Raw genomic sequence first — 12,279 nt, forward strand, 5'->3', positions numbered from 1 at the left:
AATCTCAGGTGAGCGGGTAACCCCCGCGCTCCCGGTGGCCTGGTGACGCAGCCGCCGAGAGGTTTGTCGGTTCGGCCTCGTCGGTGTTCAGACACGACGAAGCACGAAGTACGGCGCGGCCAGGGACAGGCCCGTCGGCCCCGTATCACGACTCGCGGTTCCCGCGCGCCGTGCGCCCTCCCGGCGTGCGGCCCTCCGCGCCTGCGGCGTTCCTCACGTTCCGCCCTGCCGCGCGCTCCTCATTCAGTCGTCACTCATCCCTGGAGTCCCGTGATGGACACCCCTCTCCACACCATTGCCGTCGTCGGCCTCGGCACCATGGGCACCGGCATCGCCGAGGTCCTGGCCCGCGCCGGCCGTGAGGTCATCGGCATCGACGTCAGCGACGCCGCCGCCCGCCGGGCCGTCGTCGCGCTCGAGGCCTCCACCGCCCGCGCCGTGGAGCGCGAGCGGATCACCGAGGAGGAGCGCCGCAACATCCTCGCCCGCTTCCGCACCTTCTCCGACCCGCAGGCCGCCGCGGAGGCCGATCTGGTCATCGAGGTCGTGCCCGAGTCGTACGAGGCCAAGCAGCAGGTCTTCCGGGAGCTCGACGCCGTCGTCCGCCCGGACACGATCATCGCGACCGGCACCAACGCCCTCTCGGTGACCCGCCTCGCGGCCGACTCCGAGCACCCGGAGCGCGTGCTCGGACTGCACTTCTTCAACCCTGCGCCGGCGATGAAGCTCGTCGAGGTGGCCTCCTCCGTGCTGACCGCCCCGGCCGCCGTGGAGGCCGTCACGGCGCTCGCCCGTGAGCTCGGCAAGACGCCCGTCACGATCGGCGACCGCCCCGGATTCGTCGCGGACGGCCTGCTGTTCGGCTACCTCAACCAGGCGGCGGCGATGTACGAGTCGCGCTACGCCTCCCGCGAGGACATCGACGCGGCGATGAAGCTGGGCTGCGGTCTGCCCATGGGCCCCCTCGCGCTGCTCGACCTGATCGGCATCGACACCGCCCGCACCGTCCTGGACGCGATGTACGCGGAGTCGCAGGACCGGCTGCACGCCCCGGCGCCCATTCTCAAGCAGCTCAGCGAAGCCGGTCTGACGGGCCGCAAGGCGGGCCGCGGTTTCTACACCTACACCGGGCCCGGCAGCGCCGGCACCGTGGACGACGCGCTCACCCCGCGGCCGGCCGACGGGGCGGCCGCGGGCCGTGAGGTCCGCTCGGTCGGCGTCGCCGGCTCCGGCACCATGGCGAGCGGCATCGCGGAGGTCTTCGCCAAGGCCGGTTACGACGTGGTGCTCGCCGCCCGCAGCCTGGAGAAGGCCGACGTGGCCAAGGCCCGCATCGGCAAGTCGCTGGCCCGCTCGGTCGCCAAGGGCCGGATGACCGAGGAGGCCCGCGAGGCCACCCTCGCCCGGATCCTCCCGGCCGGTTCGCTGGACGCGTTCGCCGAGGTCGACCTGGCGCTGGAGGCGGTGGCCGAGGACCTGGAGATCAAGCAGCAGCTCTTCGCCACGTTCGACAAGGTCTGCAAGCCCGGTGCGGTGCTCGCCACCACCACCTCCTCGCTGTCCGTCGTCGCCTGCGCCCGCGCCACCTCGCGCCCGCAGGACGTCATCGGTATGCACTTCTTCAACCCGGCCCCGGCGATGAAGCTGGTCGAGGTGGTCCGCACCGTCCTCACCTCGGACGATGTGCACGCCACGGTCCGGGAGGTCACGGCGAAGATCAAGAAGCACCCGGTGGACTGCGGCGACCGGGCGGGCTTCATCGTGAACGCGCTGCTCTTCCCGTACCTCAACAACGCGATCAAGATGGTCGAGCAGCACTACGCGACCCTCGACGACATCGACGCCGCGATGAAGCTCGGCGGCGGCTACCCGATGGGCCCCTTCGAGCTCCTCGACGTGGTCGGCCTCGACGTCTCGCTCGCCATCGAGAAGGTGCTGCACCGCGAGTTCCGCGACCCGGGCCTCGCGCCGGCGCCGCTGCTGGAGCACCTGGTCGCCGCGGGGTGCCTCGGCCGTAAGACGGGGCGCGGCTTCCGCGAATATGCCCGGCGCTGAGTCCGACGCAGGGTGGGGCGGGCTGCTCGGTCCGGGCGGCCCGTCCCCTGCTCCGGGCGAGGCGGGCGGCGGCCCGCAGGCGCATCCGGCCGAGCCGATGCAGTACGTTCAGATCATGCCCCAGCCCGCTGACATCTCCCGCCGCACCGGCCGCGCCGGTGCCCCGACCGACGTTCCGGAGAGCCCCGCGGGCTCCCGCGCCGCCGCGCAGCGCCTGAAGATGCGCCGCGAACTGGCCGCGGCGGCGATGGAGTTGTTCGCGACCAAGGGCTACGAGGCGACGACGGTCGACGAGATCGCCGCGGCGGCGGGCGTGGCACGGCGTACGTTCTTCCGGCACTTCCGCTCCAAGGAAGAGGCGATCTTCCCGGACCACGACGACACGCTGGTCCGGGCGGAGGCGGTGCTGAACGCGGCTCCGCCCCACGAGCATCCGCTGGACACGGTCTGCCGGGGGATCAAGGAGGTCATGCGGATGTACGCCTCCTCCCCCGCCGTCTCCGTCGAGCGCTACCGGCTGACCCGCGAGGTGCCGACGCTGCGGGAGCGGGAGATCGCCTCCGTGGCCCGCTACGAGCGGCTGTTCACGCGCTATCTGCTGGGCCACTTCGACGAGCGCGACCATCACGACGGCAACGACGACCCGCTGCTCGCGGAGGTCGCCGCGTCCGCGGTGGTCACCGCGCACAACCATGTGCTGCGCCGCTGGCTGCGGGCCGGCGGGCAGGGCGACGTGGAGAGCCAGCTCGACCACGCGTTCGCCATCGTCCGCGACACCTTCGGGTCCGGGATAGGAGCCGGCCGCAAGCACGCGGCGGTCGTGGCCGACGCGGCGGCCCAGGAGCCGGTCGCGACGGCCCGCGCCCAGGGCGAGGTGCTGGTGGCCGTGGCGCGTACGGACGCGCCGCTGAGCGAGGTCATGCGAACGATCGAGCAGGCGCTCAGGCAGTCCTGAGCAGCCCCACCCACACTCTGAGGGCCGCCCGATTCGGGCGGCCCTCAGCCGTTTTGTGGAGTGTTTCGATCGATCATCGCTCATATGTGTCGCACGGATTGCATCTGAGAGAAATTCTTGGCACGGAGTGTCTTGCGACCTGGCACGGCGTGCCATACGTTGAGAGTGTCCGGGCGGCCGGCGTGCAGAGAACACTCGTACGCCGGCTGTCCCAGCAACCCTTCGCGGTTGCCCGCCCGGACGCCTGCGTCACAGGCACCTTCAAGCGCCCACCACAGCGCTGCCACAGCAGCACCACCGCCGAACCGACGGCACAACCTCCACAGAGCACCACCCCGACGTACCCCTCAGCGTCCGCGCATGGACGCTTCCCGCCGGAGGCAACACCGTGAAGGAAATCCTGGACGCGATCCAGTCGACGGAATCCACGTCGGCCGACTTCGCCGCACTGAAGCTCCCCGAGTCGTACCGCGCGATCACCGTGCACAAGGACGAGACGGAGATGTTCGCCGGCCTCGAGACCCGCGAGAAGGACCCGCGCAAGTCGATCCACCTGGACGACGTGCCGGTGCCGGAACTCGGACCGGGCGAGGCGCTGGTGGCCGTGATGGCCTCCTCCGTCAACTACAACTCCGTGTGGACCTCGATCTTCGAGCCGCTGTCCACCTTCGGGTTCCTGGAGCGCTACGGACGGCTGTCCGAGCTCACCAAGCGCCACGACCTGCCGTACCACGTCATCGGCTCGGACCTCGCGGGCGTCGTCCTGCGCACCGGCCCCGGCGTCAACGCCTGGAACCCGGGCGACGAGGTCGTCGCACACTGCCTCTCGGTCGAGCTGGAGTCCTCCGACGGCCACAACGACACGATGCTCGACCCCGAGCAGCGCATCTGGGGCTTCGAGACCAACTTCGGCGGCCTGGCGGAGATCGCGCTCGTCAAGTCGAACCAGCTGATGCCGAAGCCGAAGCACCTGAGCTGGGAGGAGGCGGCGGCCCCCGGCCTGGTCAACTCCACCGCGTACCGCCAGCTGGTCTCCCGCAACGGCGCCGGGATGAAGCAGGGCGACAACGTCCTCATCTGGGGCGCGAGCGGCGGACTCGGCTCGTACGCCACGCAGTTCGCGCTGGCCGGCGGCGCCAACCCGATCTGTGTCGTCTCCAGCGACCAGAAGGCGGACATCTGCCGGTCCATGGGCGCCGAGGCGATCATCGACCGCAACGCCGAGGGCTACAAGTTCTGGAAGGACGAGCACACCCAGGACCCCAAGGAGTGGAAGCGCTTCGGCAAGCGCATCCGCGAATTCACCGGCGGCGAGGACATCGACATCGTCTTCGAGCACCCCGGCCGCGAGACCTTCGGCGCCTCCGTGTACGTCACCCGCAAGGGCGGCACCATCACCACCTGCGCCTCGACCTCGGGCTACATGCACGAGTACGACAACCGCTACCTGTGGATGTCGCTGAAGCGGATCATCGGCTCGCACTTCGCGAACTACCGCGAGGCGTGGGAGGCCAACCGCCTGATCGCCAAGGGCAAGATCCACCCGACGCTGTCGAAGGTCTACTCGCTGGAGGACACCGGCCAGGCCGCGTACGACGTGCACCGCAACCTCCACCAGGGCAAGGTCGGCGTCCTCGCGCTCGCCCCGCAGGAGGGCCTCGGCGTCAGCGACCCGGAGATGCGCGAGAAGCACATCGACGCCATCAACCGCTTCCGGAACGTCTGAGGAGTCTGAGGTTCCCAGATGACAGAGCGCAAGAAGGACCGGCCCTGGCTCATGCGGACGTACGCCGGCCACTCCACGGCCGAGGCGTCCAACGAGCTGTACCGGCGCAATCTCGCCAAGGGCCAGACGGGTCTGTCGGTGGCCTTCGACCTGCCGACCCAGACCGGTTACGACCCCGACCACATCCTCGCCCGCGGCGAGGTCGGCCGGGTCGGTGTGCCGGTCTCCCATCTGGGCGACATGCGCCGGCTGTTCCAGGACATCCCCCTGGAGCAGATGAACACCTCCATGACCATCAACGCCACGGCGATGTGGCTGCTGGCGATGTACCAGGTGGTCGCGGAGGAGCAGGGAGCAGACACCACCAAGCTCCAGGGCACGACCCAGAACGACATCGTCAAGGAGTACCTGTCGCGCGGGACGCACGTCTTCCCGCCCGGTCCTTCGCTGCGCCTGACCACCGACATGATCACGTACACGGTGGCCAACCTCCCCAAGTGGAACCCGATCAACATCTGCAGCTACCACCTGCAGGAGGCCGGGGCCACGCCGGTGCAGGAGATCGCGTACGCGATGTCCACCGCGATCGCCGTCCTCGACGCGGTGCGCGACTCGGGCCAGGTGCCGGCCGAGAAGTTCGGCGACGTCGTCGCCCGGATCTCCTTCTTCGTGAACGCGGGCGTCCGCTTCGTCGAGGAGATGTGCAAGATGCGCGCCTTCGGCCGCATCTGGGACAGGATCACCCGCGAGCGGTACGGCATCGAGAACGAGAAGCAGCGCCGCTTCCGCTACGGCGTCCAGGTCAACTCGCTGGGCCTCACGGAGGCCCAGCCGGAGAACAACGTCCAGCGCATCGTCCTCGAGATGCTCGCCGTGACGCTCTCCAAGGACGCCCGCGCCCGCGCCGTGCAGCTGCCCGCCTGGAACGAGGCGCTGGGCCTGCCCCGCCCCTGGGACCAGCAGTGGTCGCTGCGCATCCAGCAGGTCCTGGCGCACGAGAGCGACCTGCTGGAGTACGAGGACATCTTCGCCGGCTCGCACGTCATCGAGGCGAAGGTGGGCTCGCTGGTCGAGGAGTGCCTCGCCGAGATCGACCGGATCGAGGAGATGGGCGGCGCGATGGCGGCCGTCGAGTCCGGCTACCTCAAGTCGCGGCTGGTCTCCTCGCACGCCGAGCGGCGCGCGCGGATCGAGGCGGGCGACGAGAAGATCGTCGGCGTCAACATCTACGAGACGACCGAGGAGAACCCGCTCACCGCGGGCATCGCATCCGGCGAATCGGCCATCCTGACCATCGACCCGGCGAACGAGGCCCGGGTCGTCGCGGCGCTCCACGAGTGGCGCGCCGGCCGTGACGAGTCCCGTGCCGCGGAGGCCCTGGCGGCGCTGAAGAAGGCCGCGGCGGGCACCGAGAACCTCATGGCGGCCACCGTCGAGTGTGCGCGTGCGGGCGTCACCACCGGCGAGTGGGCCTGGGCGCTGCGTGACGTCTTCGGCGAGTTCCGTGCGCCGACGGGCGTCAGCAGCGCCCCGGTGGCTGTCACCGCCGAGGCGGGCACCCCGCTCGCCGCTGTGCGCGAGAAGGTGACGCGCACCGCGGACGAGCTGGGCGCGGGCCGGCTGCGGCTGCTGGTCGGAAAGCCGGGCCTGGACGGGCACTCCAACGGCGCCGAGCAGATCGCCGTACGGGCCCGTGACGCCGGGTTCGAGGTGGTCTACCAGGGCATCCGGCTGACCCCCGAGCAGATCGTCTCCGCCGCCCTCGCGGAGGATGTGCACTGCGTCGGTCTGTCGATCCTGTCCGGCTCGCACGCCGAGCTGGTGCCGGACGTACTCGAACGGCTGCGCGAGGCCGGCGCGGCCGACGTGCCCGTGATCGTCGGCGGGATCATCCCGAACGCCGACGCGACCGACCTGAAGGCGGCGGGAGTGGCCGCCGTCTTCACGCCGAAGGACTTCGGTATCACGGAGATCATCGGCCGTATCGTCGACGAGATCCGTAAAGCGAACAAGCTCGACCCTCTGGAGGTCCCCGCATGACTGCCCCTGTGAACCGGCTGCGTCCGCGCCGCTCCTGCCTGGCGGTGCCGGGTTCGAACCCGCGCTTCCTGGAGAAGGCCCAGGGACTGCCGGCCGACCAGGTGTTCCTGGACCTCGAGGACGCGTGTGCGCCGCTCGCCAAGCCGGACGCGCGCCACACCATCGTGAAGTTCCTCAACGAGGGCGACTGGACCGGCAAGACGCGGGTCGTGCGCGTCAACGACTGGACCACGCACTGGACGTACCGCGACGTCGTCACCGTCGTCGAGGGCGCCGGCCAGAACCTCGACTGCATCATGCTGCCGAAGGTCCAGGACGCCCAGCAGGTCGTCGCGCTGGACCTGCTGCTCACCCAGATCGAGAAGACGATGGGCTTCGAGGTCGGCAAGATCGGCATCGAGGCGCAGATCGAGAACGCCCAGGGCCTCAACAACGTCAACGAGATCGCCCAGGCGTCGCCGCGCGTCGAGACCATCATCTTCGGCCCGGCCGACTTCATGGCCTCCATCAACATGAAGTCCCTGGTCGTCGGCGAGCAGCCGCCCGGCTACCCGGCCGACGCCTACCACTACATCCTGATGAAGATCCTGATGGCGGCCCGCGCCAACAACCTCCAGGCGATCGACGGCCCCTACCTGCAGATCCGCAACATCGACGGCTACCGCGCGGTCGCCCAGCGCGCCGCGGCCCTCGGCTTCGACGGCAAGTGGGTGCTGCACCCGGGCCAGGTCGAGGCGTCCAACGAGATCTTCTCGCCCTCGCAGGAGGACTACGACCACGCCGAGCTGATCCTGGACGCGTACGACTACTACACGTCGGAGGCCGGCGGCAAGAAGGGCTCGGCGATGCTCGGCGACGAGATGATCGACGAGGCCAGCCGCAAGATGGCCCTGGTCGTCTCCGGCAAGGGACGCGCCGCCGGCATGAAGCGCACCAGTACGTTCGAGATCCCGGAGGCGTGACGCAGATGCAGTTCGGACGCACCTACGAGGAGTTCGAGGTCGGGGCGGTCTACAAGCACTGGCCCGGGAAGACGGTCACCGAGTACGACGACCACCTCTTCTGTCTCCTGACGATGAACCACCACCCGCTCCACATGGACACCAACTATGCGGAGAAGACGACGGACTTCGGCCGGAACGTCGTCGTCGGGAACTACATCTACTCGCTGCTGCTCGGCATGTCCGTGCCGGACGTCTCGGGCAAGGCCATCGCCAACCTGGAGATCGAGTCGCTGCGCCACGTGGCCCCGACCTTCCACGGCGACACGATCTACGGCGAGACGACGGTCCTCGACAAGACTCCGTCGAAGTCGAAGAGCGACCGCGGGATCGTCTACGTCGAGACCAAGGGCTACAAGCAGGACGGCACCCTCGTCTGCGTCTTCCGGCGCAAGGTGATGGTCCCGACCGAGACGTACATCAAGGAGCGCGGCGGCGAGCAGCCCGGCCGCCCCGAACTGCTGGACAGTTCGAAGACGAAGCAGGAGAAGTAGTCATGGCCCGACTCGCCCAGACCGCAGGTCTGACCGACGTCCAGCAGGAGATCCTGTCCACCGTCCGGGACTTCGTCGACAAGGAGATCATCCCTGTCGCGACCGGGCTGGAGCACAAGGACGAGTACCCGCAGGAGATCGTCGACGGTCTCAAGGAACTCGGCCTGTTCGGCCTGATGATCCCGGAGGAGTACGGCGGCCTGGGTGAGTCCCTTCTCACGTACGCGCTGTGCGTCGAGGAGATCGCCCGCGGCTGGATGTCCGTCTCCGGCATCATCAACACGCACTTCATCGTGGCGTACATGCTCAAGCAGCACGGCACGCAGGAGCAGAAGGACACCTTCCTGCCGCGGATGGCGCTGGGCGAGGTGCGGGGCGCGTTCTCGATGTCGGAGCCGGGTCTCGGCTCCGATGTGTCGGCCATCACGTCCAAGGGCGTGAAGGACGGCGACGAGTACGTCCTGAACGGCCAGAAGATGTGGCTGACGAACGGCGGCACGTCCACTCTGGTCGCGGTGCTGTGCCGGAGTGACGAAGGACACCCCGAGGGGTCCGCTCCGCACAAGTCGATGACGACCTTCCTCGTCGAGAAGGAGCCCGGTTTCGGAGAGGTCCGCCCCGGCCTCACCATCCCGGGCAAGATCGACAAGATGGGCTACAAGGGCGTCGACACGACCGAGCTGATCATGGACGGCCTGCGGATTCCGGCCGACCGGGTGCTCGGCGGGACCACCGGCCGAGGGTTTTACCAAATGATGGACGGCGTCGAGGTCGGCCGCGTCAATGTCGCGGCCCGTGGCTGCGGCGTCGCACAGCGTGCCTTCGAGCTGGGTGTCTCGTATGCCCAGCAGCGTCACACTTTCGGCAAGCCGATCGCCGCCCACCAGGCGATTCAGTTCAAGCTCGCCGAGATGGCCACCAAGGTCGAGGCCGCGCATGCGATGATGGTCAATGCAGCGCGCAAAAAGGACTCCGGGGAACGAAACGACCTGGAGGCAGGGATGGCGAAGTACCTCGCCTCCGAATACTGCAAGGAAGTCGTCGAGGACGCCTTCCGCATCCACGGCGGTTACGGCTTCTCCAAGGAGTACGAGATCGAGCGCCTCTACCGTGAGGCTCCGATGCTGCTGATCGGCGAAGGTACCGCCGAGATCCAGAAAATGATCATCGGCCGCCGGCTGCTCGAGGAGTACCGATTCCAGGGTTGATTGTCGCTTTTGAGTCGGTTACGGCCGGAAGATGATCACACCCTGTCATCATCTTCCGGCCGCCGACTCGGCTTCTGCCTTTCCCAGTTGCCGGTCGCAACCGATACGATCGCGGGAAAGCCGCCGTCCCCCGTTGCCAGCGCGGCATCATCCGCTACGAAGGTCATCCATGCCCCACAGCCAAACCTCTGCACCTCGCGACAGCCTCCGTGGCGCGCGCATCGCTCGCGGAGCATCGCCGTGGCTCCTGCCGACCGTCGCCACGGCCGCACTCAGCCTGGCCCGCTCACGCCGCTCCCGGCGTGCCGCGGCCATCGCCGTGCCCACCACCGTTCTCGCGGCGGGCATGCTGTGGTTCTTCCGCGACCCCGAGCGTGAGATCGCACCCGGCCGGGTCATCTCGCCCGCCGACGGTGTGGTGCAGAGCATCATGCCGTGGAAGGACGGACGCACCCGCGTCGCGATCTTCATGAGCCCGCTCAACGTCCACGTGAACCGCGCGCCTCTCGCGGGCACGGTGACGTCGGTGGAGCACATCCCGGGCGGCTTCGTCCCCGCGTTCAACAAGGAGAGCGAGAACAACGAGCGCGTTGTCTGGCACTTCGACACCGAGCTCGGTGACATCGAGATGGTGCAGATCGCCGGCGCGGTCGCGCGGCGGATCGTCCCGTACATTCCGCAGGGCACCAAGGTCGAGCAGGGCGACCGCATCGGACTGATCCGCTTCGGATCGCGCGTTGACATCTACCTTCCGGAAGGTGTCGACGTCGCGGTCGAGGTCGGTCAGACCACGACTGCGGGGGTGACTCGAATTGACCGTGATTGATCCCGATACACAGGCGACGAACTGGGTCGCGGAGGACGAGGAAGACGACGCGGAGGAAATGCCGCTGTCTCTCCGGCTGTCGATAGCGGACACCCTCACGCTCGGTAACGCGACGTGCGGCTTCATGGCGGTGTACTTCACCACCACGGGCATCCTCATCCCGCACCTCTCCGGCGACGAGTCGGGCATGGCCCGCAACAGCGCGGCCACGGCCGTGATACTGATGCTGTGCGCGGCGGTCTTCGACCTGTTCGACGGCCTCGTCGCCCGCAAGCTCCGGTCGTCGCCGATGGGCGCGGAGCTGGACAACCTCTCCGACCTGATCAGCTTCGGCCTGGCCCCCGCGTACTTCGTGCTCGTGTACGGCATGGTCGCGAGTGACGCGCACGAGCGGGTCGCGGCGGTGGGCGCGATCGTTGTGCTGTTGGCGGTGGTGCTGCGGCTTGCCCGCTTCTCGTGCGTCACCGTGAAGGACGGCACCTTCCAGGGGATGCCATCGCCGTTCGGCGCGCTCACGGTCGTGTCGATCGTGCTGCTCGAGCTGCCGTTCGAGGCGACGCTGCTGGCGGTCGTCGGCACCGCGTGGCTGATGGTGAGCCGGGTCGAGTACCCGAAGCCGCGGGGCGTCCTCGCGGTGGCGGTGCTGGCCTGGATCGTGGCGGCCATGGGCATGCTGGCGGCGTGGGCGTTCGACGCGCCCGGCGGCCAGGTGCTGCTGCAGATGGGCTGCGCGCTCCAGATCGTGATGGCGGCGACGATCCCCCTCTTCGCCACCGCTCGCCGCGTGAACACGTTCCGTGACAACCGCCGCGAGAGCCGCGAGGCTCGGGCGGCGCAGATCCCGTAGCGGGTTCTGACACACGCGCAGAGAACCCCGGAGGCATTCGCCTCCGGGGTTCTCTGCGTTTCCGGGCCCGCCGCCGGCCTCAGGGGCGGTAGCGCAGCGGATGGTCCTCCGGCACCTCGACCAGCGCGATACGCACCCCGTCCGGGTCCGCGATCCACATCTCGATCAGCCCCCACGGCTCCCGCAGCGGCTCCCGCAGGATCTGCACGCCCCGCGCCAGCAGCTCGTCGTGGGCGGCCCGCGCATCGGGGACCTGGAGCCACAGCCGCACGGCCGGCGAGGGCGGGGCGTCGGAGCGGCCGGAGAGTTCGAGGAACCCGCCACCGAGGAAGTACACCGTCCCCCGGTCCGTGCCGGTCCCGAATTCACGGTAGACCGCCAGCCCCAGCGCGCTGCCGTAGAAGTCGCGGGAGCGCTGCGGATCGGTGGGGCTCAGCAGCGTCCTGCTGCCCAGTACATGCACCATGCGTCCGAGCGTAGCCGCGGGGGCCGCCACCGGTCACCGGTGACGGCCCCCGCCGCGGCATACGCCCCGGACGGGCCAGGGTCATGGGCCGGCGGGGGCATGGGCGAGGTCATGGGCCGGGGGTCATCCTCCGGGCGCGATGCGGCCGCGCCAGGCGCCGCTCTCGCCGCCGCGGTGCTCGATGTACTCCTTGAAGCGGCGCATGTCGCCCTTCACCCGCCGGTCGATCATGCCGGCCATGTCACCGGTCTTCTCCGCCATGCCGCCCGGCTCGACGTCCATCACGAGTTCCACGCGGGTGTGCGTGTCGTCGAGACGCTGGAAGCTGACCATGCCCCGCTGCTTGGTGTCGCCGCGGACGGTGCGCCACGCGATCCGCTCGTCGGGGAGCTGGTCGACGATCTCGGTGTCGAACTCACGCCGCACTCCCCCGATCTTCGTGGTCCAGTGGTTGTGGCGGTCGTCGAGCTGGGTGATCTCCTCGACGCCCTCCATGAAGTTCGGGAACTCCTCGAACTGGGTCCACTGGTTGTAGGCGGTGCTGACCGGGACCTCGACCTCGACGGTCTCCTTCACCGTGCTCATTACTGCGCCTCCTGACGGTTCTGCGTGGTCCTGCTCGGATCCGCACGGTCCGCCGCGGGCATGGTGTGCCTGCGGG

The 12,279-nt window shown here is 69.0% G+C and carries 11 protein-coding genes; 9 read left to right on the forward strand and 2 right to left on the reverse strand.

Annotation, left to right across the window (positions count from 1 at the left end; translation table 11 throughout):
- Positions 1 to 273: 273 nt before the first annotated feature.
- From ACFYOP_RS04960 to pssA, 9 genes are all read left to right on the forward strand, one after another.
- Entirely contained in the window at positions 274 to 2,055 is a 1,782-nt protein-coding gene (locus ACFYOP_RS04960; RefSeq protein ID WP_356890420.1) for a 3-hydroxybutyryl-CoA dehydrogenase, read from the forward strand.
- Positions 2,056 to 2,152: 97 nt separating this feature from the next.
- Positions 2,153 to 3,010, forward strand: coding sequence for a TetR family transcriptional regulator (locus ACFYOP_RS04965; RefSeq protein ID WP_388450897.1), 858 nt, complete (start codon positions 2,153 to 2,155; stop codon positions 3,008 to 3,010).
- Positions 3,011 to 3,398: 388 nt separating this feature from the next.
- Positions 3,399 to 4,736: a crotonyl-CoA carboxylase/reductase gene (gene ccrA / locus ACFYOP_RS04970; protein ID WP_356890416.1), complete on the forward strand. Its 1,338-nt coding sequence runs from the start codon at positions 3,399 to 3,401 to the stop codon at positions 4,734 to 4,736.
- Positions 4,737 to 4,754: 18 nt separating this feature from the next.
- On the forward strand, positions 4,755 to 6,776 hold the full coding sequence (locus ACFYOP_RS04975; RefSeq protein WP_356890414.1) for a protein meaA: 2,022 nt from the start codon (positions 4,755 to 4,757) through the stop codon (positions 6,774 to 6,776).
- Positions 6,773 to 7,738 (forward strand): CoA ester lyase, encoded by a 966-nt coding sequence (locus ACFYOP_RS04980; RefSeq protein WP_356890412.1) that lies wholly within the window; start codon positions 6,773 to 6,775, stop codon positions 7,736 to 7,738. Before ACFYOP_RS04975 ends, ACFYOP_RS04980 begins: the two co-directional genes overlap by 4 nt.
- A gap of 5 nt (positions 7,739 to 7,743) precedes the next feature.
- Complete coding sequence (locus tag ACFYOP_RS04985) at positions 7,744 to 8,271, forward strand: MaoC family dehydratase (RefSeq protein WP_356891163.1); 528 nt, start codon at positions 7,744 to 7,746, stop codon at positions 8,269 to 8,271.
- 2 nt (positions 8,272 to 8,273) lie between these two features.
- Entirely contained in the window at positions 8,274 to 9,479 is a 1,206-nt protein-coding gene (locus ACFYOP_RS04990) for an acyl-CoA dehydrogenase family protein (protein ID WP_356890410.1), read from the forward strand.
- A gap of 169 nt (positions 9,480 to 9,648) precedes the next feature.
- The gene (locus tag ACFYOP_RS04995; RefSeq protein WP_356890408.1) at positions 9,649 to 10,305 is read left to right on the forward strand and encodes a phosphatidylserine decarboxylase; all 657 of its coding nucleotides are present in this window, start codon (positions 9,649 to 9,651) and stop codon (positions 10,303 to 10,305) included.
- Entirely contained in the window at positions 10,292 to 11,152 is an 861-nt protein-coding gene (pssA, locus tag ACFYOP_RS05000) for a CDP-diacylglycerol--serine O-phosphatidyltransferase (protein WP_356890406.1), read from the forward strand. Before ACFYOP_RS04995 ends, pssA begins: the two co-directional genes overlap by 14 nt.
- 79 nt (positions 11,153 to 11,231) lie before the next feature.
- On the opposite strand, the gene ACFYOP_RS05005 is transcribed toward pssA, so the two are convergent.
- Together ACFYOP_RS05005 and ACFYOP_RS05010 are read right to left on the reverse strand one after the other, a co-directional pair.
- Positions 11,232 to 11,618, reverse strand: coding sequence for a VOC family protein (locus ACFYOP_RS05005; RefSeq protein WP_356890404.1), 387 nt, complete (start codon positions 11,616 to 11,618; stop codon positions 11,232 to 11,234).
- A 123-nt stretch (positions 11,619 to 11,741) separates the two neighbouring features.
- Positions 11,742 to 12,203 carry an SRPBCC family protein gene (locus ACFYOP_RS05010; protein ID WP_356890402.1) on the reverse strand — a complete coding sequence of 154 codons (462 nt, stop codon included), beginning with the start codon at positions 12,201 to 12,203 and terminating at the stop codon, positions 11,742 to 11,744.
- Positions 12,204 to 12,279 lie beyond the last annotated feature (76 nt).

Origin of the sequence: Streptomyces sp. NPDC006294, assembly GCF_042870895.1 — a bacterium.
Classification (GTDB): domain Bacteria; phylum Actinomycetota; class Actinomycetes; order Streptomycetales; family Streptomycetaceae; genus Streptomyces.